Raw genomic sequence first — 22,712 nt, 5'->3', positions numbered from 1 at the left:
TGGAGGCAAGTTACGCAGAGACTCGCTCGCAGCTGGCGAAAGATACAGGTCTGGGCCAGAAGGATCGCTTAACGCGTTCGATGAAGTGATTTCCCGAATTGTCACTCACCGAACCGATGTCGGAATCACGGCATGATGGCAGGGCTGAAACGGGCAACCCGGCGTATCTCTGGACGTTGGCGTATCACAGGGCCATGATAACCGACAGCTCGCGCGACTGAAGTAAGATGTGCAACGATTTCTAAAAAGATATTTTTCGGATTGCTGCGTAGCTTTGGACTTTTGGTTGTAGTGATTAGTCTGGTTAAATTTGAAAAGGAAGCCGGGACTTGCGGAGCATGCTCACGTGGTGGATGGATCACGTCTTTCAAAAGGACGGGCCGTTGATAGCCCCACAAGCGGGTGGCTCAACAATTGGGGCGACGCAAAAGTAAATTTTTTGCCGTGCTTTGCTTCGAGGTAATTTTCGGTGACTGATAGTTATGGCCTCACCACCCACCGGAGCTACGCACTGGAGGCTCGCTAGCGATACAAAGCTTTGTAGCCCTAAGCTAAGCTAGGAAACGTTTGCAAAATCGAACAACGAGCTCAGACTAAGCGCTTCTTCCTTCGCTGACCCAGGCCCATTTCCGTTGCTAGTTGCGAGCGGGCCCGGGAGTATGCCGGAGCGACCATGGGGTAGTCGGCAGGCAACGCCCATTTTACACGATATGCTTCTGGAGAAAGTGCGTGGTTCGTAATGATGTGTCGTTTGAGAGACTTGAAAGCTTCACCACATTCCAGGCACGTAATCCGGTCATCTTGCAACGACTTCCTCACGGAGATTGCGGGCTTTCGCTTTTCGGCGACGGGAAGAACGGCGCTTCCAGACTTTGTTTTAAGTGCAGATTTGATCGAGATGATCAGATTGGCGATATCGTTGACGGGGACGACATGGTTGCTCAGATAGGCTGCCGTAATCGCCGCCGCTAACTGAACCAACTTATCGGCGTCTTCAATACGATTTTCGTTGCTCATTCAATCTCCGTGCACTTAAGGGGAGCGTTCACTATCGGGGACGGCGTCCGCTGAAACCGGGCTTTCTCATGATCTATTCGAAGTGCCGCGGGTGACATTGAGTAGCCCTGGAGCAGCCGTTTTCCGGGACCAAGATCGAATCGCCGATGGCGCTTTTGACAAAAAGGTTTTGGCAGTTACGTCACCGGCACTCAGCTGTTTTGTCTGGCGCTGGTTAACCAACCGTAAATTTCCACAGGTGGCCGCATCGAAATAATCGCCGCCGGACCTGTCTCGGCATGCGACTTGCTTGTTTATCGCTGTCTTAATGGCGGAGCTCGTATCTGGCATGCAGCGACACACATCAAATCAGTTTCCAACCGTCAGGCTCGTCCTGAAGGGTCATAAAAAATACAAAAGCATCAGAACGGTGCATGAGGCAGCCGAAATGTTGTTGGGAGAATGGCCAACTGACGACGGCGACTGTTACTTTGAGGCGATCATGACTTGCCATGACGCGCTTTACAAAGCGACGCCGCCAGCGCTTGTTCGCGCAGCTTTGATCCGTGCCGCTGACGAGGAAAATATTGGGCATATTTCTTTAGTCAGTGCAGCCATATAACGTCTCGCCATGCGTAACGGAAGTATCCTGAATAGACAGAGGGAAACGAAGACTGCCTGGTTGCAGGTCCGGTTGCGCAAATTGACGGTCGGCCTCTTCATCGTTCGTCTGATAGAGCTTAGATTGGGCACCGTCGAATTTGCCGACCAGGCGTATCCGTTCCCTTGGCGCACGACAGCTGCAAGTGCCACGGTTGGATATGCAGATCGTCTTCCAAGTCCTGGTGCACTGCCTGTCTTCCGGTGCGCGCCCCTGAAAACCGGCTGAAACGCAAGCTGCGAAACATCCAACCAGCACTAGCGGTGGTATTGATCCGAGGTCAATAAGCGGCGCTTCGAGACAGGGGCATCGGGCCTTACCAGCGCGTCGGCCTGACCGAAGATCATCTCGATCGCTATTCGCACGAATTCTCCGGCGGTCAGCGGCAGCGCTTTTTTGTTGCCCAGGCCCAGGAAGTGTCGCCATGGCGGATAATCGGCGATAGAGCCGCATCGGCGCTGGATGTGTCATTCCAAGCACAGGTCGTCAATCCGAGGATCGAGTTGTAGGACGAACTCTGGTTTTACTACCTTTTCATTTCGCGCGATATGGCGGTGGTCGAGCGGTTCAGCCAACGACTTGCTGTCATGAACGTAAGGTCGATGGGTGCGATTGGATCCTGTTCTCAATCTTCGGCAACCCGCAGCACGATTATACTCATCTCTTCTATCGGCCGCACCAAATTTCGAGACATGGCAACGGTACAAACAGTGAATCGGAGTTGGCGGGCTTAGTCACCCCTGCTAGCCGTGGAATATTAAGTCCCTTCATCCAGTCACCGAATGATTACATGAGAGCACCAAATCTTGTCAGTTGACTTAATTGAACATCGGCCTTTCTATCAGCATATTCAGTTGCTTGGGATGGTTTCTGGCGACTTTGTCGAACAGGTTTTCCTTGGAAGAGGCCTTGGAAAACGAGGCGCGGCCGTCTCGGATCCAAGCGAGCGCGGTCAGACGGGCGTTGCGATCGTCATAACCGTTGTTTTCGGTGGCGATCGGCTGGTTGTGGATAGCCTCACGTGCTCGATTGCAAGTTTCGGTAAGACGCCTGGTACGTCTTTGTAACAACGGTAAAAATGCGACTTGCCACTCAATGGAATTTTAGGAAGGTCTTGGGAACAATGATCCAACGTTATGGAATTTAACAATCCCTATACCGGCCCCGGCGCCATCAAGGGGTTACTACAGCACCGAACGCATAACCTTTGGGATATTCTGGCAACGCGTCTCGTCAAACAGACCTGTTCCTACGGGCAGGCTACTTATGGCACCCTGGACGCACCGGATTTCCTTCAGCAACATGCCGGTTGACAGCATCCCCACGAAATCATCGTCACCGCAATGTTACGGCTTATTGCCGACCATATCATCTCCGATCATCGCTGGTGTGAAAGCCTGAAGCGATCCGAAATAATCCAGATGGTTTGTCACGCGAACCAATGGTCTAGCCCAGTTGATGACGATGGATTTGCTGCTAATGCCAAGTGTCAGCGTCTCGCTGACGGTGTTGAGCTTTCCGGACGTGCCCCGAAAATTTACCGCCCGCCACTCATGGGCTCACGCTGCTTCTGCATGTAGCCAAGCACCGCGGCGATTGGCAAGGTGAGACACTGCCGATAAACTGGTCGGGACGACATAACCTCCGACAAGCCAATTTACCAGAGCCTCCTGGAACGCGAACATCCAATAGCCACTTGTAACAAGTGCTATCCCAGCGCTCCGGGATGAATGCGGTGTTCTACGCCGCATGAGAGCAACCATTTCTCGCGAGAATGGGCAGGTCAGCTTGGGCGATTCTCAAGAGGTTTCGACTGTTCTTCAGACGGTTCGTCTTCCGCGATCTTGCGCAGCAGGAACAGCAATGCCACCCGTTCGGCCGGATTGAGGCGCGCCATCGTCTTCTCGCTGATCAGGCTCGCCTGTGGATACATGGTCTGCAGGAGCGCCTCGCCCTTGGGCAGGATGCCGATGATAACTTTGCGGCCATCTGCCTCATCCCTTGAAAGTTCGATCAGCCCCCTCGCCTTCAGTCGGTCTACGATGCCGCGGATTGTCGCTTGGTCAACGGAGGTGGCCTTCACAAGCTCAACCTGCGAACGTGGTCCCAGATCGTGCAGTGCGCACAGGGTGACGAATTGCACCGACGTGAGGTCAGGATCAATCGCACCTTCCTGGAAGATCGAAAGGTGCCGTTGGTATGCCTTTCGCAAGAGATGCCCGACCTGCTCTGTCACTTTATAGTCGGCGCGCGATGGCGTGGCATCTTTCAATTGATCGTTGCTTTTCTTTCTCATTTTACCGCCAGGCCTCTGTTTGGCGGCAGGTTTACACGATCCGCCCCGAACCGAACATCCCCGAGCCGGGCCGATTCACCATACGGCCGGCTTGGCCCGCCCTTCACACGACAGAGCGGGCCATTGTTATACTATTTGCGGATATACTGCATTTCCCTCACGGCGATATCGCCATTGAGAACCATAGGCTCGTCGTCGAGAAACAGCGAGCAACCGCGCATCGGGATATCCAGATGGCAGGCTGTGTCGTTTGGACCGCCGAGCTCGTTATTGGGGCCTGTGGAGAACATGACGTTGCCGTAGAACGAACGGGCTTCCATGCCCATGCCACCTGGGAATTCCCCAGGCACCATGCGATGCCACTTGGCGTTCTGGTTGAGGCCCCAGCCGACGTGGCTCATGCCCATCCCACGCGGATCGTCGAAGCCTTGCATGTAGGACTTGACCAGATCGGCATCGAGGCCGCCCCTGATATCGGTAATCCAGCCGTTCTCGATCGTATAGGTGATGGGGTCGCGCACGTAAATGTTCTGCGGCAGCAGGATGTCGCCCGGAGCGACGACGATGGTGCCGTCGACGCCGTCATCGTCGCCACCGGTGAAGACGAACCCGGACGGCCAGTGGTCCCAGCGGCCGGGCTCGTCGGTGCATGCATATTCGGTGATGGCGGGATAGGTGTTGAGCTTGTAAGTGACATCGGTGCCGTGCGGCGAGGTAATGCGCATGACCTTCGCCTTGGAAAGCAGCTCGCCCGCAAATTCGACGCGCTCGCGCAACTCCTTTGTCGGCAGCATGCGGGCCAGAACCTCGGGCGGCTCCACCGCCGTGAGGATGCGGGTTCCGGCCGCCTGAATTGCCATCTGCTCGGGACTGAAGAGCAGGAAGATGCAGTCGATTAGCATGTCGGCAGCCTTGAGCGCCTCCACTGCGTCCGGCATCGAGGCAAGACCTGTCTGGCCGACTGCCCATGCACCCGCTGGTGGCACCGGCGGCAAGCGCATGTGATACATCTTGGCGCCGAGGCGCATGCCAGCGCCCATGAAGGCATCGGCATAATCGAGGCGTTCGTTGCCCTGTGTCAGGACGATGAGTTTTTCGCCCTCCTTGACACCTGACATCTTTAACTGATGCAGGCAGATTTCCGTGAAGCTGAATTGATCCATGCTCGTTCCCCTTGTTGGTTGAAGGCTCAGGTTATGCGGACGGTTAAGAACAGCCGGGTTTGACCTTGGCGATTTCCGCTATCGCCTCCTCCCTCGAAACGACGTCGCCATATTTGTTGTCGATGTCGAAGAGGTTGGCATTGTGCGGATCCTGGTGGCGGTCGCCGACGCAATTGCGCACGACAATGGCCCGGAACCCGTGTTGCACCGCATCTACGGCGCTCGCGCGGATGCATCCGCTCGTCGAGCAGCCGGCCATGATGACGGTATCGATGCCCTGGGCGTGCAGGTGGGAGGCAAGGCTGGTGCCGAAGAAGGCGCTGGCATATTGCTTGACGATAACGAGCTCACCCGCTGCCGGCTCGACGCCCTCGCAGAATTCGGCAAGCACATTGCCTTCGACCATTGCCTTCATGACCGGCGACTTCTTGACCCACATGCCGCCATCGGCACAATTTTCGGCAAGGTAGAGGATGCGCGTGTGGATGACGGGAATGCCGGCGGCGCGGGCAGAGGCGATGAGCTCGGGCGTCTGCGCCACGGCATCGACCACGCCGGGCGCATAGAGCGGCGCTCCTTCGATCGTGTAGGCCTTCAGGAAATCGATGACGAGGAGCGCCGGTCGCTGGCCGAAGCCGATGCGGTTACCCCAGACACCCTGATAGTTGGCTTCGGCAGTTTCCATCGTCGTCCTCCTAGTAGGCGCCGGACAGTAGCGCGCCGCCACCCGGCACGACAGCTTCCAGACCCAGTGATTTCAGCATGCAATAGGTCGTGGAAACGGCGGCTGTCAGCACCGGCTTGCCGGTCATGGCTTCCACTTTGGCAATCACGGGCAGCGATGGCATCTGGACGCAGGCGGACAGAACGATGACGTCGACATCCGTGAGATCGAGCGTCTGGACGATGGCTGGAAGATTTTCCGGGTCGTGACGCGCGACATCGAGATTGTCGGGGATCTCCAGCGCACGCCAGTCCATGACTTCGAAGCCTTCTTCCCGGATGTAGTCCACCACGAGCTCGGTGAGCGGCTTCATGTAGGGCGCGACGACGGCGATCTTTTTCGCCTTCATCACCTTCAGGCCCTCGATCAGGGCGCCGGCACTAGTAACGACGGGAATGTCGGTGCCGTTCTCCTGCGTGCGGCCGGTCAGGCGCCTTTCCGACTGGCGGTGATAGCCGAGGCCCATCGCCATGATGGCAACGAGGCAGGCATAGCCGAGCACATCGACGCGAGCATCCGATAGTTCGACGGCGCAGCGATCGGATTCCGCATCCATGGCCGCCAGTTCTTCCTTGACGACTTTCTTCATCCGCATGCGGCTGGAGTGGAATGTGAACCGCTCGGGCCGGATCGATTGGCGCGCGGTCAGCATGGCCGGAATTTCTGTTTCCATCGTGGTATTGGAACTCGGTACGATCTGGCCGATACGGTAATATTTCTGCACGGATGAAGTCCTCTGCGGCATGGAAGGCGAAAGACGGGCAAGTGGTGAAGCTGGTGGCTCCACCATCGCATTTAACGGGAGAGAAAGTCGCCAAGGGCGACGAAGAAGCCGTCGAAATCATCCCACGGGATCATGTGACCTGCATCAGGCACCCGGGTGATCTCGATGGCGCCGTTCAGGCCGGATATCTCCTGCTCGTCCACGGTTTCGATCACGCCGCCGCGTCCCGCCACCATCAGCATGGTGTGCTGCTTGAGCTTGCCGAAGTCGCCGAATATCTCGTCCTTGTGGAAGTCTTCGAATGCGGTGACGATGGCAGGCAGATAGCAGGTGTGCAGCCATTCGGCGCGCAGCTGCCGCTGCTCGAGCGTCCATGTTGGGCAGAATGCCTTCATGCCGTCTGCATCGATGCCCTTTTCGGCAAGCGTGATGGAATCGACATACCAGGCAAGCTTGCTCGGATACGGCCGGCGGCCGGGACCGGAAACCGGGGGATCGACAAGCACCAGGCGGGAGAAGGCCCCCGGCACCGACGCGGCGGCGCGCATGGCGATACGGGCGCCCATGGAGTGGCCGACAACCGACGGCCTATCGAGGCCGAGGGCTTGCGAAAGCCCGACGACGTCCTCAGCCATCGCGTCCAGGCCGTATTCCAGGTCCGGGCCGGTGGAGGAGAGACCGCGGCCGCGAACGTCGATGACATAGACATCGTTCGTTTCGGCGAGGCGCTCGGCGACGAAACCCCAGGTGATGGCCGGGCTAGTGATGCCCGGGATCAGGATGACGACGGGGCCCTTGCCGCCGTAGCGGAGATAATGCTGGCGGATGCCGTTGGCATAGACGTTCGCGCCGTAGAGGGGGCCGTTGCTCATGCTGCTTTCTCGCTTTTCAACGGTTCTGCGTAAAGGTCATAGCCGTAAACCCATGACGGATCTTCCTGGTTGAGCAGGAAAGTATTGGCATTGGACACGGTCTGCACGCGCGTCGCGCGGTCGCGGCGGTTGGCTTCGTAGAGCGCGAAGGCGGTGCCGAAGTTGTTGATGCCGGTCTCCAGCAGACAGCGCGTTAGCATGGCGGCATCCTCGATCGCCATTGCCGCGCCCTGGGCCATGTGCGGCTTCATCGGATGGCAGGCATCGCCAAGAAGCACCAGGCGGCCGGTGCTCCACAACGGCAGCGGATTGCGGTTGAAGAGCGGCCACTTAGTCACCTCATCCGTGCTTTCGATCAGCGCCTGGATGATCGGGTGGTAACCCTCGAACTCGGAGAACATCTCCTCGCGGCTGCTTGGTACGAATGCGGATTCGAATTCCCAGGCGGCATGCGGCACACCGGTGACATAGTAATATTCATCGCGCCGGGCCGTCGTGTAATAGACCATCATGTGGCGATCTGGTCCCCACCACTTGACGCAGTCTTCGAAGGTGAGGTCGTATTTCTTGAGCTTGTCGGAAGAAATCAGCGCGCGGTGCCCGACCCAGCCGCTGTAGTTCGGCTTCTCCGCGCCCAGCAGCGTTTCACGAACACGAGAGTTGATGCCGTCAGCGCCGATGACGATGTCGGCCCTGACCGATGTGCCGTCTTCGAACTCGATCAGGACGTCCGTGCCGTTGTCGTCGATGTGTGTCAGCTTCTTGCCGAAATGCAGGGTTCCCGGTCGCAGCACATCGCACTGGATTGCCTGGAGATCGCCGCGGTGGACGGTGCAATAGGTCGCGCCATATCCCTCAAGCGGAATGCGGGAGCGATAATCGCCGCTGATGCCGTTGCGGCTGAACCAGTGGCTGGGCGTGCTGCTGATACTGACGACCTTTTCCGCAACGCCGAGGCGTTCGAAAATCTTGATGACATTCGGCCCCATGTGGATGCCGGCGCCGAGGCGCGAGAAGCTTGGGGCCTGCTCGTAGATATTAACGTCGAAGCCCGCCTGCTGGAGCAACGCTCCCGCCACGGCGCCGCCGAGACCGGCCCCGATAATCGCGATCTTTTCCTTACCGTTGGACATGGCCGACCCTTCTAGCTGTCATGTTGACGCATAATCTTGCAATTCGAGACGTGACGAAATTTTTAGCGCATACGCTATAAATAGCAAGTCTGGCTTTTGCATTTTTGCAAAAAATCCGGCTAGCTTTTCCCAAAAATATGGCTATCGTCATGCTTGCCGGCACGTGCACAAGCACGGAGAAACGGTCATATAAAGTGCATACGCTTTATAAATGAGCAAGGAACAGCAAATGCGTGACGTGATTTTCGATCATGTCATTATGTTTTGCGGGCCTCGATGCGAGGTCTGCAGCATAATGGTGTGCATGAGTGCCGGCGGACCGGTTTCGGCCTGCGCCCGTGCTTTGGAGTCCGGCTCTTGAAGGAGGTCGGCTCATTCAGCCTGAACGTCAACGGCGCCGTCATCGCCGTCGAAGCGGGTGGCGCAACGCCACTTCTCTATATTCTCCGAAACGATCTCTGCCTCAACGGCCCCAAATATGGTTGCGGGCTCGGTGAGTGCGGCGCCTGCGCGGTGCTGGTGGATGGCAGGCCCGTTCGCTCATGCACCGTGCCGCTGAAGGCGTTGGGCAACAGGCAGGTGACGACGCTGGAGGGCCTGGCAAAGTCTGGCTGTCTGCATGTCGTACAGCGCGCCTTCATCGAGGAGGCCGCCGCACAGTGCGGATACTGCCTGAACGGCATGATCATTGCCATCGTCGGGCTGCTGGAAGCCAACCCCGAGCCTGACGAAACCGATATTCGTGAAGCTCTTCGGCATCATCTCTGCCGCTGTGGCACCCATATGGAAATACTCGCTGCGGCACGCCGCGCCGTCGCCTACGCCAAAGCTGATCGCGCAGTCGGCGCATCGGCAGAGGCACGAAACGAGGTTTCGCCATGAACACCCAACGCGAAGCGCCGAAATCCTCCTATTTCTTGAACTCCGACATTCTTCTTGTCGTTTCGGACAAACTCCAGGGCGACGAGGCCGAGCTCTACATCGCCATCGACCGGGACGGTCGCGTCAAAGCTTTCAACGGCCATGTCGATCTCGGAACGGGTATCCGCACATCGCTGGCGCAGATCGTCGCGGAGGAACTAGACGTACCCTTCGAGCATGTGGATATGGTGCTGGGAGCGACTTCTGCGGCGCCTAACCAAGGTGCCACGATTGCGAGCGAGACGATCCAGATCACGGCGGTGCCCCTGAGGCAGGCCGCCGCGACCGCGCGACACCATCTGATGGCGAAGGCTGCGGCCCTGAAGGACACGGCGGTCGAACATCTCATCCTGCATGACGGCATCATACGCGCCGACGGCGGAGAGAACTGGAGCCTCACCTTTGCAGAGCTCGTGGCCGGCGAGCATGTGCGACTGTCGATCGATGCGACAGCGGTGCTGAAGCTTGCATCGACCTACCGGATCGTCGGCGTCTCGCTGCCACGGGTGGACATACCGGCAAAAGCAACCGGTGAGTGGACCTACGTGCACGACGTGCGCGTGCCCGGCATGCTGCATGGCCGCGTCATCCGGCCGCTCTATGCCGGTTTCGATCACGGCGAGCACGTCGGCAACAGTCTGATCTCCATAGATGAAGGCTCGATCGCCCACATCGACGGAGTCGTCGGCGTCGTGGCCATCGGTGATTTCGTCGGCGTCGTCGCAACGCGCGAAGAAATCGCCATGGAGGCTGCAAAGACGCTTGTTGTTGTGTGGCGCGCTCCGCCGGAACGGCCGGATCTGAATGCGCCGGAGATGGCGCTACGCGCCAACACCTCAACCCCGCGCAAGCTGATCGATCGGGGCAACGTCGATATGGCGCTGGACGGCAGTGCCGAGCCGATGAACCGCACCTATGTCTGGCCCTACCAGCTGCACGGCTCGATCGGTCCGTCATGCGCAGTGGCGGATTATGGCGATAACCGACTGACCGTCTGGTCCGGCACGCAAAATCCCTTTCCGATGCGCCGTGATCTGGCGCTGCTCCTGGATATGCCGGAAGATCGGATACTGGTGGAACGTCTGGAGGCGGCCGGCTGCTATGGCCGCAACTGCGCCGACGATGTCACCGCCGATGCAGCACTTCTGTCCCGGGCAGTCCGGGCGCCCGTACGCGTCCAGCTGACACGCGAACAGGAGCATGCATGGGAACCGAAGGGGGCAGCGCAGGTGATGGACGTGCGCGGCGGTCTCGATCTGGAAGGCGGTCCATCCGCCTATGATTTCGAAACGCGCTATCCGTCCAATCTCGCGCCAACCCTGTCGCTGATCCTGACAGGCAAGGTGCCACCGGTATCGGATGTGGTCCAGATGGGCGACCGCACGGCGATCCCGCCCTATGCCTACGGCAATCTACGGGTCACCGTGCACGACATGCCGCCGATCGCGCGCGCCTCGTGGTTTCGCGGCGTCTCGGCCATGCCGAATACCTTCGCGCATGAATGCTATATCGACGAGCTTGCGGCCGCGGCCGGAGTCGACCCCATCGAATACCGTCTGCGCTACCTGCACGATACCCGCGCGGTCGACCTGGTTCATGCGCTTGCGGAACGGGCCAATTGGGTACCTCACACCAAATGGGGCACGCTCGGTGGCGAAGGGGACCTGCTCTACGGGCGCGGTTTTGCCTATGCCGTCTATATCCACGGTCCCTTCCCCGGCAAGGCGGCTGCCTGGGCTGCCTGGGTGGCCGACGTTGCGGTCAACACCAAGACCGGCGAGATCGCGGTGACGAAGGTAACGTGCGCGCAGGATTCCGGGATGATGATCAATCCCGACGGCGTCAAGCACCAGATCCATGGCAACGTCATCCAGTCGACCAGCCGCGTGCTGAAGGAGCGCGTCGAATTCTCCTCCACCGCCGTTACCTCGAAGGAGTGGGGTGGTTATCCGCTGATCACTTTCCCGGAATTGCCCGATATCGACGTGCTGATGGTGCCGCGTCAGGACGAGCCGCCGCTGGGTGTCGGCGAATCCGCCTCTGTCCCCAGTGCCTCGGCCATTGCCAACGCGGTCTACGATGCGACTGGCATCCGTTTCCGCGAACTGCCGCTGACACCGGAGCTGGTGCTGTCGGCACTAAGGGGCGATGCGTCCGCAGCGCCGACCACGACGTCTGCGCCCAAGAAGCGATGGTGGAACTTCGGTCTGTCTGCGGCTGGTGCCGTGGCGGCGATCGCCGGCCTGGCGACGATGGCGTCGCCCTGGCGCCCGGCCATCGCCACCATCGAGAGACCCGATACGAACGTCTACAGCGCCGCCACCATCGAGCGAGGTAGGCTGGCCGCGGCAGTCGGCGCCTGCAATGTCTGCCATGTGGGCAGTGACGGAACGCCCTTTGCCGGCGGGCGGCGGTTCGATACTGCCTTCGGGACTGTCTACGCGACCAATATCACCCCGGACGTGACCAACGGTATCGGGGGCTGGTCCTATCCGGCCTTCGAGCGTGCCATGCGCGAGGGCATCAGCCGCGATGGCCATCACCTCTACCCGGCCCATCCCTATACATCGTTTGCCGGTGCGGAAGATGCGGACCTACAGGCGCTCTATGCATACTTGATGACGCAAACAGCAGTCTCCAAAAAGGCGCCAGAGACGAGGCTCAAATTCCCTTATGGCATCCGGATGATGATGGCCGGATGGAATGCGCTCTTCCTGAAATCGTCGGCGATGACTTACGACAAGACGCGTGATGCCACCTGGAACCGGGGGGCCTATCTCGTGGAGACGCTCGGCCACTGCTCCGCCTGCCACAGTGAACGCAATGCGCTGGGTGCCGAAAAGACGGGAAGCGCCCACCTGTCCGGCGGCTTTGTCGATGGTTGGGAGGCCCCTGCCCTCAATGCGATGGCCAAGGGGCCCGTCGGCTGGACGGAAGACGCCTTCTATGACTACCTGCGCCGCGGCCATTCGCGTGACCATGGCAGTGCCGCCGGTCCGATGGCCCATGTGGTGGAGGTTATGCAGCCGCTCCCAGATTCGGATATCCGCGCGATGGCAAACTATCTTGCCAGCCTCAACGGGGACGGCGATCCCGCCAGGGCCGCGGCTCAAAGCCAGACCGCCATTGCTGCCAGCGACAGCGCTACGCGCGACGCAGCGTTGGTTTCGCCGAAGGGCGAGCGGATCTTCAACGGCGCCTGTGCTACCTGCCATGCCGGCAACACAGTCCTGTCATCTCTGGCGCTTAACAGCAACCTGCATGCCGATACGCCCAACAATGTCATCCAAGCAATTCTCGGCGGCGTCGAAGCGCCGGCTATCCTTGCCGCGACGACAGGGCGCGAGGCACCCGAAGTCATGTCGATGCCGTCCTTCCGCAACACGCTCGACGAGACCCAGTTGAAAGATCTCACCGACTATCTGCGGGCACGTTTTGCACCGGACAAGCCGGCATGGAACGACGCTTCGGCCGCTATCCAACGCGTTCCTGCCGCCGCACACTGAGGAAGAGGTATTGCCGGAAACAGCATCCATTGCGAATATCGATAGTCGGACGATCTTCCAGAGTCCGACAAATGCGTTTCGCCCATCCGCCTACTGGTTCTGGCACAGTATTCCGGACAAGGCGACCTGCCGGACGCAACTTGTCGATTTCCAGGCAAAGGGTATCGGCACCATCCTGATCCAGGCACGGCTTGCCCTGCCGCTTGAAGCCTATCTGTCATCCGATTATCTGGTCGCCTACCGGGATGCAGCCGATGTCGCGTCTGAACTCGAGCTGAAACTCGGCATGTACGACGAGTATAACTGGATCAGCGGTCACGCCGGTGGCCGCACGGTGGAAGGACGGGACGATCTGCGGGAACGCCACCTGTTCTGGTCGTCAGCCCTGCATAGCGAAGGGGGGATCAGCGCCATCCGTCCATCCTTCACGCAGACGATGGGTGCCGATATCATTGCCTGGCAATACGAAGGTGGGCGCATCGAGTGGCGCAAATGGACGATCGAGGCGGCGCTGCTGCATCCTTCCGCTACGATCGACAGCCTGGACGAGATAGTCGATGTGACTTCGCGCGTCCGCATCACCGACTCCAATCCCATAGCCTGCCATTATGCATATGATGGCGAGATCGCATCAGGCTCCATGCTGACGGTTTTCGTCAGCGCACGCTCCGCGACCTCCAGGATCATCAACTACCTGCTGCCCGAGGCTGCCGAGCGCTTCATCGATGTCGGCCTCGAGCCCCTCGTCGCGGCACTGGGCGAACACGTGCCGCGCACGGTGCAATCCGTATTCTACGATCAGCCCGCCCCCGGTTTCTACCGCTGGGACGAGATGGTCGGCAATCTCGGCAACAGCCTGCTGTATGCGCCTGGCCTTCGGGACCATGTTGAAGCAAATGCTATGGCACCCTTCGCGCATGCCCTGCTTGCGGTCGTCCGTGACGTCGGACCCCGGACGCTGCCGCTACGTGCACGGTTTCACGCCGCCTATTCCGCCCTGATGAATGAAGCCTTCTTCGGCACGCTCCGGAAATGGGCGGAGGAAACGCGTATCGTCCTGACCGGGCATGAAGTGCTGGCCCATGTCGGTTCCTGGGCGCCCAATGGCGGCTTCACGAGCATCGATCCGCGCGTCGCGCCTGCCGTCGACTTCTTCGGCATCGATGCCTTCCGCCATCAGACGGCGGTGGATGCAAACAACCTCGAACCGCAGCTTTCCGCCAAGCTGGGCGATTCCGTCGCCCGCTCGAACGGGCGCAGCCGCTGCGTCGTCGAGACCTATTTCAGTGCCGGACGCACTGAGGTCAGAGCTGCTGGCCAGTGGGAGGTGACGCTTGAGGCTGCACGCGCTGGGGCCATCCGCCTCGCCTGCCTCGGCGCCCGGCAGTTCCTCTGGCACGGCGTCTACCTGACGGACGGTCGCGACAATGACCCGACGCCCTTCACCAATCCGCGTTTCGACTTCGCCCCCGGCATCAACTTCGAGCCGTGGTGGAGCTATCACGATCTCTTTGCACTGGAGATCGCGCGCGTCTCCGCTTTCATCGAGCCGGCCACGCCGCGGACACCGGTCGCGATCCTCTATCCCCTGTTTACAGCCTTTGCCGAAGGGCCCCGGCACAGCCATGCCGCCCATATTGGAGCCTGGTGCGAGCATTTGCTGGCCCAAGGCTGCGACTTCATGTTCGTAAGCGAGCGTGACGTCGCCGATGCAACATTTGAACACGGGTGCCTGCTCGCATCCGGTCTTGCTTTCGACGCGGTTGTCTTGCCGTCCACCACCGTGGTGCAATCGGCAGCGACGATCGAGAGGCTCGATGCATTCCGGAATGCCGGCGGCCAAGTGTGGTCGTCCGGCGAAAGGCTGTCAGGGGTCTGCGCCGGGCAGCAGGCGGTGGGTCCCATCGAGGCAAGCAGGCATCTGGAGGCAATGCCGGATGCGGAGGCAATGTCCGCGCTGCTCTCGACCATCGCTTCATCAGGCCCACAGATACAGGGTGGCAAACCAAGGCACTGGGTCGGCTACGATCGGGAAGGCTGGTGGCGGATGGTTGTCTTCAACGATGGCACGCAAGAGATGCGTTTTGAGATCGCGCTTGGTGAGGGCTTCGCCTACCAAACATGGGATCCGGAACAAGGCGCTGCGGAGACGTTCGCTGGCGTCCGGCGCCTGGCTGTCCTTCTTGAGCCGCACGAGGTCCGTTGCATCCGCCTTTGCGCAGCTTCGCAGGCGGTTGCCGGATCTGGCCGGCTATCGAGCCAGCCGCCGCTTGACCGAAGCCGGACAGTCGCCTTGGCAGCCGGATGGACGTTCTCGGCCGGGCAAGGCCAGGATTTCATATCCATATCCGTCGAAAGCGGCTGGGAGGTGCAAGGCTTTGAGGCCTTCAGCGGAACCGGCATCTATCGCCTCTCCTTCAGCGTGGACGACGAAGGCGACTGGATACTGGAACTGTTGGCGGTGCATACGGTCGTAACCGCTTATCTCGACGGAGCCCAAGTGGGACGGCGCGGATGGCGGCCCTATCGCTTTTCGCTTAGTCGCCTTGCCGCCGGCAGGCATCAACTCGAGCTTCATGTCGCCAATACGGCGGCAAACCGCTACTACCACAACACACCCTATCTCGGCAGCACCCTGGACAAGAGCGGGTTAAGCGCCCCGCCTCGCCTCGTGCCGCTGCGAAACCGACTGGAATGAGATCATGCTGAAACACTCGACAGTTCCCCTGATGCGCGCCTGGAATAGCTGGTCAGACAGACCCGCAGAAATGGTGTTCCTGCCGCTCGGCGTGCGCATCACGCCCGTTCTCTATTCCACGCGCAGCCGCACAACATCCATCATCGAGCCGCGGCGTGACCCCGTGCGCCTGGGCCGCCACGCGCTCGATGGGTCGTTGATCGAGCTGGAAACCGACCACAGCGGCACGACCGTCGCGTTCAGGACCGATAAGGCCGATCCTTTCGCGGTTCGCGGCAGCTGGGAGGGCAAGGCTGCGGGTGAATGGGGCCTGCGCTTCTGGTTGACGCTGGCAGTCTCGGCCGATAGCGGCGAAATGGTCACTTACGAGGCAGTCCGCGGCATTACCCTCGTCAAGATCGGCACGCGCTTCGTGGCAGTCGCCACTGCGGAGGCGCCGGTGCATGTGACGGGCCATGACACAGTAGAGGCGCTCAGGGCCGATTTTGAGGCGAACGGTTATTTCTACACCGCGAGCCGGAAGAACGTTGCGCCTGTCATCGGCCTGCGCTTCAATCTGGAAATGATGCGCCAGGGCGCCTATGCCGCCGCAGTGGCCGACAGTGCGGAGCTTGCCATCGCAAAGGCCGAGGCTTGCCTCGCCGCCGGAAAGGCGGCCGCCGCTTCAAGCGCCCATGACGGCAACTATGAAGGATCGCTCGATGCGATCCGCGATGTGGTTGCCTGGAACACCATCTGGGACGAGACCAATGCGCGGCCCTACACGGCCGTGACACGCATCTGGAATCTCGGAAAATTTGCAGTCTGGTACAACGACCAGCTGTTTGCGGCACTGCTCGCCGGCGTCTTCGATGCCGATCTGGCGCGCGAGAACATGGCGACGGCAATGGCGAGCGCCACGCCCCAGGGCAACATCGCCTGCATCGTCACCTCGAACGATGCCTGGGTGGATCGCAGCCAGCATCCGAACGGCGCGCTCGTCGCCTGGCAGCTCTACCAGCGCACCGGCGAACGCTCGCTGCTGGCCGCAAGCTACGACGCGCTGGCCCGCAATCAACGCTGGTGGCGCGAGCATCGCGATCCCGATACGTTCGGGCTGCTGTCCTGCGGCACATCCGATGTCGGCGAAGGTCTCTATAAGGGCACGCATTTTGCCGCGCGCAACGAGACCGGCATGGACAATTCCTCCACCCATGACGAGGCCATCTACGATCCCGTCACCCGCACCCTGTCGACATTCGATCTGGGGCTGAATTGCGCCGCGGTGCTCGATGCCGAAATGCTGGCGAAAATGGCCGCGGTTCTCGGCAATGATGACGATGCCCGTGAATTCGGAGAGATTGCCGAGCGGTGCCGGAAGCTGATCTCGGAGCATCTGTGGGACGAGAGCAGAGGCATATTCGCCAACCGCCAGCGCCACGGCGGCTTCGTCCGCTCACTTTCGCCCACTAGCTTCTATCCCCTCCTGTGCGGCGCGGCCAGCCCGGAGCAGGCCGAGCGGCTGCTTGGGCACCTCAATGACGAGAGCACCTTTGGCGGCGACTACGTCCTGCCGAATGCGACGCGCGACGACCCGGCGTTTACCGACAACGTATACTGGCGCGGCCGCATCTGGCCGAACGTCAACTACATGGTCTGGCTCGGCCTGCGCCGCTACGGTTTTGCGGCCGAGGCAAGCAAGCTCGCGCGTCAGAGCTATGAACTCTTCATGAAGAACTGGAGCAAGAACCGTATCGCGTCGGAAAACTACAATGCTGTGACCGGCGAGGCGATGGACCAGGGCGATACGGATCCCTTCTATATCTGGGCAGGCTTGCTGCCACTGATGGCCGTCGGTGAGATTGTCGACTTCGATCCGTGGACCGGCTGGACACTGCACAACACGCGTGCCGATCTTTCGATCGGGCCGATGCTGTCTCCTTCCGGCATGATGTCGCTATCTGTTGCCGGCGGCCTGCTGGAGATGACGCTGGACGGACGCCTGTCGCTCACGACCGATCTCCAGACCACCCTGTCGCAGATCGCCTTCAGCAACGCACGTTTTGCCTGCACGATCGGACCGGTGGATGGCGCCGGTTTCATCAGCCTGCCGCACGTCGCTACCGGCAGCATCGTGGCGGCGCGGCTAGGTGGCGAGGAGCTCGCTTTCGAGGCGGTTGCGGACGGCGTCCGCGTCGAAATTTCGCCATGCGCCCTAGGCCGGAACTTGAATCTCTTTTTTTTGACAGCGCGGGCGTCAATGGCAGTTGATGGAACTTGACATGTGACAAATACGCATATTACTTTGCATACAAAGTAAAAAGACTGCCGAAAGAGCAAGAGGGTTGAACGGAAGTCTGCGCATCGGGGCGCTCTGCTCGTGGTGGAGACATTCTACTGACTGTGGCTGATTGATTGCGTTATTTTGGTGCTGTTGCGAACGGCGCTGCGACGACGCTTGCCTTCAGAGACGCATGCCCAGGTTGTTCGCCTCTCCTATATTAGTTTGTATACAAATCATATGGCGCGTTTTGTGAAACGCGAATTGCCTTTGATTTTTATATCGCTTGGGTCGTCGGCTTCGGCCGTGGACACTGAAAACAGAGAATTTTCATGAGGGGTTACACAATGACTGAAATCACAAGACGCAACGCGCTGAAGCTAATGTCCGGCGCAATGATTGCCGGTGCAACATTCTCGGGCCTGCCGAGCCGTGCCTTTTCGGCCGGCAAGATCACGGTTCTAAACTGGCAGGGCTACGGCACCGACGAAGCTTGGTCGATCAAGGCCTTCGCCGAAAAGACCGGCATCGAAGTCGTCCACGACTACTACAGTTCGGAATCGGAAATGCTGACCAAGCTGCGCACCAATCCGGGCGCCTACGACATGGTCATCCTGAACGCCGCCCGCTGCGCGCAGGCAACGGCGGAAGATCTGCTGCAGCCGATCGATTTCAGCAAGGTTCCGAACGCCGCCACGATCGATCCCAACCTCCGCTCAAACGTCAACTTCCTGAAGGACGGCAAGGGCTATGCGGTTCCGTGGGTCTGGGGCATGACCTCGCTGGCGATCCGTGACGGCATGCCTGTTCCGGACAGCTACAAGGTCTTGGCTGATCCGGCCTACAAGGGCCGCGTTGCCATGGACGACGACGCGATCATCTGCGTTGCCGCCGGCGCTCTGATGACCGGCCAGGACATTAACAATCCCAAGGATCTAGGCGCCGTCCGCGATGCGCTGAAGTCCATCAAGCCGAACGTAAAGCTGCTTTGGTCGACGGAAGACCAGTGGAACAAGTCGTTCGCAGCCAAGGAATTCGACCTCTCGCTGTTCTGGTCGGGTGGCTCCGTGCGCTCAAAGCGCAATTCGAAGCTGCCTGTAGATTTCGTCGTTCCCAAGGAAGGCGGCATCGGCTGGGTGGACGGTCTCGGCATTCCGGCATCCGCGCCGAATGCGGAAGGCGCATTGGCCTTCGCAAACTGGCTGATCGACCCGACCTTCTACCTTGAATGGGCGACCAAGGTCGGCGCGCCGGCATCGTCCAACTCGGCAGCACTGGCCGCTCTTCCGGCCGACGACCTGAGCCGCCAGGTTCACAAGCCGGAATACCTCAAGACCATGGGCATCATGTCGGCTCTCCCGGATGATCGCCGCGAAGCATTCAACAACCTGTGGCAGGAAGTGAAAGCCTTCTATGCGGAATGAGACCGGTACACTGACGTCGGAGCGCAGACCCTCGGGTCTGCGCTCAAGACGCGCCCTTCCATCCTGGGTTTCGACGACGGCCCTGCTGATGCCGACCTATGGCTGGCTGACCCTCGCTGTTTTCCTGCCGTTGCTGACCATGCTGGTCTTCAGCTTCATGTCGGCCACTCCGATGGGCAAGGCGCCAATCGTCTTCACCCTGAAACAGTACCGGGCCTTCATCGACCAGCCCTATCTGGTCGGCATTGCTGTCACGTCGCTGCTGATCGGCTTCTGGACGACGCTTTCCTGCGCCGTGATCGGTTTTCTGGCGGCTGTCGCGCTCACCCGCTCCACCTTCGGCAAGACGCGCGAAATGCTGCTGATCCTCATCCTCCTGCCGTTCTGGACCAACGGTTTGGTTCGCGTCTTTTCCTGGACGATGGTGCTGCGCGAGAACGGCTTCCTCGACACGCTGTTCCACATCGTCTTTCCCGAAGCCGGCTCGATCGGCTTTCTCTACAGTCGTTACGCGATCGTCGTCGGCCTGGTACATGGCTACCTGCCCTACATGATCCTCACCTGCTACATCGCGCTGGTGACTATCGATGAGGCGATCATCGAGGCTGCCTCCAGTCTCGGTGCGCGCTGGTGGACCATTCTCTTCAAGATCCTCGTGCCTATGGCAGCACCCGGCCTTGTCTCGGGCGCCGTGCTGACCTTCATTCCGGTGATCGGGTCCTTCATGGAACCTCGCATTCTCGGTGGCCGCGTCGGCGTGACGATGGGCACGGTCATCGAGGACCAGTTTACGCAGGCCTTCAACTGGCCGCTTGGCGCCGCGTTGTCTTTCACGCTGCTTGCCGTCGTGCTGGCTATCTTTGCAACGTTCTCGGGCGTCCTGCGCCGCGGCACCACAGCCTAGGGAGGAGACACCGAATGAAATCGCTTGGCCGTTTCTATCTGATCGCCATCCTTGTCTTCCTCTACACTCCGATCCTCGTGATGATGGCCATGGGCTTCAACGCCTCGCCGCTCTACGAACTGCCCTTCACCTTCTCCACCCGCTGGTATGAGGCGCTCTGGAACAACAGCATCCTGCTGACCGCAGGCATGAACAGTATCATCATCGCCGTCATCACCGCTATTTTGGCGACCACGCTCGGCACGATGGCATCGGTTGCCCTATCGCGCAGCACGTTCCGCGGCAAAAGCTTCCTGCAGATCATGCTGCTGCCGCCGATCGCCATTCCGTGGCTGATCACCGGCACGGCCATGCTCATCTTCTTCTACTGGACCGGTATCGGTCGCGGCATGCATGCGATCATCATCGGCCATGTCGCCCTTGCCATCCCCTATGTGGTGCTGGTGGTCGGAACGGGCTTCCGGACGATCCGGGCCGACCTCGAGGAGGCCGCCATGAGCCTGGGCTCCACGCCCGTCCATGCCTTCTTCTCGGTGACCCTGCCGCTGCTCTATCCCAGCATCCTGGGGGCTGCCCTGTTCGCCTTCGCGGTCTCGCTCGACCAGTTCGTGATCTCTTATTTCCTCGCAACACCCGGCTTCACAACATTGCCGGTTCAGATTTACTCCTCGATCCGCAAGGGCTTCACCCCTGAAATCAATGCGATCTCGACTGTTCTTCTTCTCGGTTCGATGACCGTGATCCTGATTTTTGCGCGCTTCGCCAAGCCCGGAGACACAAGTGACAAACGTTAACGTCCATTCCGTTGCCAAGACCTACGGCACAACGCCTGTTCTCGCCGATATCACCACCGAATTCCCGGAGGGCTCGTTCACCAGCCTTCTCGGACCGTCCGGCTCCGGCAAGACGACGCTCCTGCGCATCATCGCCGGCTTCATCAAGCCCGACCAGGGGGTCGTGACCATCGGCAGCAAGGATGTCACAAACGTGCCCGTCTGGGGACGCAACATTGGCATGATGTTTCAGTCCTACGCGCTGTTTCCGCACATGACGATCGCCCAGAACGTGGCTTTCGGTCTCGAGCGCCGCGGCATCAAGGGTGCGGCGGCCCGCAAAGAAGTCGATCGCGCCCTCGACATGGTGCGCCTGCCCGGTTTTGCCAACCGCATGCCGAAGCAGCTCTCCGGCGGCCAGCAGCAGCGTGTTGCGCTGGCACGCGCCATTGTCATCAAGCCGAGCGTGCTGCTGCTCGACGAGCCGCTGTCAGCGCTCGACCGCAGGCTTCGCCAGGAGATGCAGGTCGAACTGCTGCGCATCCAGCGCGAGAGCGGGCTTACGACAATTTTCGTCACCCACGACCAAGAGGAAGCCCTGACCCTGTCCGACAAGGTCGCCATCCTCGACAAGGGCCGCATCATCCAGATCGGCGCGCCCGACGCTGTCTACGAAAAGCCGCTGACGCGCTTTGCCGCGGAGTTCCTGGGCGATTCCAACTTCCTCACCGGAACCGTCGAGGACGGCGGAGTTAAGCTCCCGGATGGCACAATTGTGCGCAGCGCCAGCCCCCTGCCGGCCAACGGCACCAAGGCGACGCTGGCAGTCCGCCCCGAGAAGATGTTCATTGCCGCCGGCAATGGCGAAGGCAACAACCTGACGGCACGCATCACGACGGTGATCTATGCCGGAGCGGTGCTTTCCTATCTGCTGGAAACAGCCGATGGCATCCCTCTCAAGCTCTTCGTGCAAAACAGGGACGGCACCTTGCTCAGCGAAGGCGATACGGTGACACTGAACTGGTCGCCGGAACACACCGTCAGCGTACTGGATTGATGATGACGGGCGCGCCGCTGTCCGGCAACGTGTCGCTTGTCGTCATCGACATGCAACGGCTCTTTGCCGAAGAGACGGCCTGGTTCACGCCTGGCCTCGCCGCCATCGTGCCGAATGTGTCGAAGCTTGCCGAAGCGCAGCCGGACAGGACGGTGTTCGCCCGGTTCGTCGTGCCCCAACAGCCGGCGGATGCGAGGGGACAATGGCAGAGCTACTACGAGCGTTGGAAGGCAGTGACGCTGGACGAACTCGATCCGGCAATGCTGGACCTCGTCGCGCCGCTGGCGTCGCTGGCACGGCCGGGTTCGATCGTCGACAAGAAGACCTATTCTGTCTTCGAGACTCCGGGCTTCGTGGAGCGCCTGGATGCACAGGGTATAGATACGATCGTCTTCACCGGTGTCGAGACGGATGTGTGCGTCTATGCCAGCGCGCTCGATGCCGTGGACCTCGGATACAAGGTGATCCTTGCCAGCGATGCCCTAGCCAGCGGCGACATGGTCGCCCATGAAATGGTGCTGACGCGGCTGGCGCCGAGGTTCTTGGAGCAGATTGAAATTTTGACGACGGACGCCATTCTGGATTGGTGGTCCGCATAAC

The 22,712-nt window shown here is 60.1% G+C and carries 17 protein-coding genes; 10 read left to right on the top strand and 7 right to left on the bottom strand.

The features are described 5' to 3' along the window. Nucleotides 1-588: 588 nt before the first annotated feature. Nucleotides 589-1,017: a MucR family transcriptional regulator gene (locus J5274_RS23425; protein WP_209185963.1), complete on the bottom strand. Its 429-nt coding sequence runs from the start codon at nucleotides 1,015-1,017 to the stop codon at nucleotides 589-591. Nucleotides 1,018-1,324: 307 nt separating this feature from the next. On the opposite strand from J5274_RS23425, the gene J5274_RS23420 reads away from it, so the two are divergent. Beyond that, a complete protein-coding gene (locus tag J5274_RS23420) occupies nucleotides 1,325-1,618 on the top strand; it encodes a DUF982 domain-containing protein (RefSeq protein ID WP_307877647.1) in 294 nt (97 codons plus the stop codon). Between the two features lie 1,822 nt (nucleotides 1,619-3,440). Here the strand turns inward: J5274_RS23420 and J5274_RS23415 are convergent. The 6 genes from J5274_RS23415 to J5274_RS23390 form a co-directional block, all read right to left on the bottom strand. Continuing rightward, on the bottom strand, nucleotides 3,441-3,953 hold the full coding sequence (locus J5274_RS23415) for a MarR family winged helix-turn-helix transcriptional regulator (protein ID WP_142831806.1): 513 nt from the start codon (nucleotides 3,951-3,953) through the stop codon (nucleotides 3,441-3,443). Between the two features lie 131 nt (nucleotides 3,954-4,084). Continuing rightward, nucleotides 4,085-5,116 carry a leucyl aminopeptidase gene (locus J5274_RS23410; RefSeq protein WP_142831805.1) on the bottom strand — a complete coding sequence of 344 codons (1,032 nt, stop codon included), beginning with the start codon at nucleotides 5,114-5,116 and terminating at the stop codon, nucleotides 4,085-4,087. Between the two features lie 43 nt (nucleotides 5,117-5,159). Beyond that, a complete protein-coding gene (locus J5274_RS23405; protein ID WP_142831804.1) occupies nucleotides 5,160-5,801 on the bottom strand; it encodes an N-carbamoylsarcosine amidohydrolase in 642 nt (213 codons plus the stop codon). 10 nt (nucleotides 5,802-5,811) lie between these two features. Next, nucleotides 5,812-6,564 carry an Asp/Glu racemase gene (locus J5274_RS23400; protein WP_142831803.1) on the bottom strand — a complete coding sequence of 251 codons (753 nt, stop codon included), beginning with the start codon at nucleotides 6,562-6,564 and terminating at the stop codon, nucleotides 5,812-5,814. Between the two features lie 71 nt (nucleotides 6,565-6,635). Beyond that, on the bottom strand, nucleotides 6,636-7,436 hold the full coding sequence (locus tag J5274_RS23395) for an alpha/beta fold hydrolase (RefSeq protein WP_209188139.1): 801 nt from the start codon (nucleotides 7,434-7,436) through the stop codon (nucleotides 6,636-6,638). Next, complete coding sequence (locus J5274_RS23390; RefSeq protein ID WP_219275305.1) at nucleotides 7,433-8,569, bottom strand: FAD-dependent monooxygenase; 1,137 nt, start codon at nucleotides 8,567-8,569, stop codon at nucleotides 7,433-7,435. The genes J5274_RS23395 and J5274_RS23390 overlap by 4 nt, the downstream gene beginning before the upstream one ends. A gap of 357 nt (nucleotides 8,570-8,926) precedes the next feature. On the opposite strand from J5274_RS23390, the gene J5274_RS23385 reads away from it, so the two are divergent. From J5274_RS23385 to J5274_RS23345, 9 genes are all read left to right on the top strand, one after another. Next, nucleotides 8,927-9,451 (top strand): (2Fe-2S)-binding protein, encoded by a 525-nt coding sequence (locus J5274_RS23385; RefSeq protein WP_209185961.1) that lies wholly within the window; start codon nucleotides 8,927-8,929, stop codon nucleotides 9,449-9,451. Beyond that, the gene (locus J5274_RS23380) at nucleotides 9,448-12,996 is read left to right on the top strand and encodes a molybdopterin cofactor-binding domain-containing protein (RefSeq protein ID WP_219275304.1); all 3,549 of its coding nucleotides are present in this window, start codon (nucleotides 9,448-9,450) and stop codon (nucleotides 12,994-12,996) included. The genes J5274_RS23385 and J5274_RS23380 overlap by 4 nt, the downstream gene beginning before the upstream one ends. 10 nt (nucleotides 12,997-13,006) lie before the next feature. Then, nucleotides 13,007-15,694, top strand: a complete 2,688-nt coding sequence (locus tag J5274_RS23375) for a carbohydrate-binding protein (RefSeq protein ID WP_219275303.1) — start codon at nucleotides 13,007-13,009, stop codon at nucleotides 15,692-15,694. A gap of 4 nt (nucleotides 15,695-15,698) precedes the next feature. Next, the gene (locus J5274_RS23370) at nucleotides 15,699-17,954 is read left to right on the top strand and encodes a trehalase family glycosidase (protein WP_209188142.1); all 2,256 of its coding nucleotides are present in this window, start codon (nucleotides 15,699-15,701) and stop codon (nucleotides 17,952-17,954) included. A gap of 347 nt (nucleotides 17,955-18,301) precedes the next feature. Beyond that, on the top strand, nucleotides 18,302-19,378 hold the full coding sequence (locus J5274_RS23365; protein WP_219275302.1) for a PotD/PotF family extracellular solute-binding protein: 1,077 nt from the start codon (nucleotides 18,302-18,304) through the stop codon (nucleotides 19,376-19,378). Then, complete coding sequence (locus J5274_RS23360; RefSeq protein ID WP_142831793.1) at nucleotides 19,368-20,282, top strand: ABC transporter permease; 915 nt, start codon at nucleotides 19,368-19,370, stop codon at nucleotides 20,280-20,282. Before J5274_RS23365 ends, J5274_RS23360 begins: the two co-directional genes overlap by 11 nt. A 14-nt stretch (nucleotides 20,283-20,296) precedes the next feature. Then, nucleotides 20,297-21,076, top strand: coding sequence for an ABC transporter permease (locus tag J5274_RS23355; RefSeq protein WP_142831792.1), 780 nt, complete (start codon nucleotides 20,297-20,299; stop codon nucleotides 21,074-21,076). Beyond that, entirely contained in the window at nucleotides 21,063-22,112 is a 1,050-nt protein-coding gene (locus J5274_RS23350; protein ID WP_209188145.1) for an ABC transporter ATP-binding protein, read from the top strand. Before J5274_RS23355 ends, J5274_RS23350 begins: the two co-directional genes overlap by 14 nt. Further along, the gene (locus J5274_RS23345) at nucleotides 22,112-22,711 is read left to right on the top strand and encodes a cysteine hydrolase family protein (RefSeq protein ID WP_219275301.1); all 600 of its coding nucleotides are present in this window, start codon (nucleotides 22,112-22,114) and stop codon (nucleotides 22,709-22,711) included. Before J5274_RS23350 ends, J5274_RS23345 begins: the two co-directional genes overlap by 1 nt. Nucleotide 22,712 lies beyond the last annotated feature (1 nt).

Origin of the sequence: Rhizobium sp. L51/94 (assembly GCF_019355555.1) — a bacterium.
Lineage (GTDB): Bacteria > Pseudomonadota > Alphaproteobacteria > Rhizobiales > Rhizobiaceae > Rhizobium > Rhizobium rhododendri.
Note: the sequence above shows the minus strand (reverse complement) of the source record. Positions and strands in the feature narration are given on the sequence as shown.

Bases quoted from the DNA above. Each gene is read 5' to 3' on its own strand.
- J5274_RS23425 (WP_209185963.1), bottom strand. From the start codon at position 1,017: ATGAGCAACGAAAATCGTATTGAAGACGCCGATAAGTTGGTTCAGTTA.
- J5274_RS23420 (WP_307877647.1), top strand. From the start codon at position 1,325: ATGGCGGAGCTCGTATCTGGCATGCAGCGACACACATCAAATCAGTTT.
- J5274_RS23415 (WP_142831806.1), bottom strand. From the start codon at position 3,953: ATGAGAAAGAAAAGCAACGATCAATTGAAAGATGCCACGCCATCGCGC.
- J5274_RS23410 (WP_142831805.1), bottom strand. From the start codon at position 5,116: ATGGATCAATTCAGCTTCACGGAAATCTGCCTGCATCAGTTAAAGATG.
- J5274_RS23405 (WP_142831804.1), bottom strand. From the start codon at position 5,801: ATGGAAACTGCCGAAGCCAACTATCAGGGTGTCTGGGGTAACCGCATC.
- J5274_RS23395 (WP_209188139.1), bottom strand. From the start codon at position 7,436: ATGAGCAACGGCCCCCTCTACGGCGCGAACGTCTATGCCAACGGCATC.
- J5274_RS23390 (WP_219275305.1), bottom strand. From the start codon at position 8,569: ATGTCCAACGGTAAGGAAAAGATCGCGATTATCGGGGCCGGTCTCGGC.
- J5274_RS23380 (WP_219275304.1), top strand. From the start codon at position 9,448: ATGAACACCCAACGCGAAGCGCCGAAATCCTCCTATTTCTTGAACTCC.
- J5274_RS23370 (WP_209188142.1), top strand. From the start codon at position 15,699: ATGCTGAAACACTCGACAGTTCCCCTGATGCGCGCCTGGAATAGCTGG.
- J5274_RS23365 (WP_219275302.1), top strand. From the start codon at position 18,302: ATGACTGAAATCACAAGACGCAACGCGCTGAAGCTAATGTCCGGCGCA.
- J5274_RS23360 (WP_142831793.1), top strand. From the start codon at position 19,368: ATGCGGAATGAGACCGGTACACTGACGTCGGAGCGCAGACCCTCGGGT.
- J5274_RS23355 (WP_142831792.1), top strand. From the start codon at position 20,297: ATGAAATCGCTTGGCCGTTTCTATCTGATCGCCATCCTTGTCTTCCTC.
- J5274_RS23345 (WP_219275301.1), top strand. From the start codon at position 22,112: ATGATGACGGGCGCGCCGCTGTCCGGCAACGTGTCGCTTGTCGTCATC.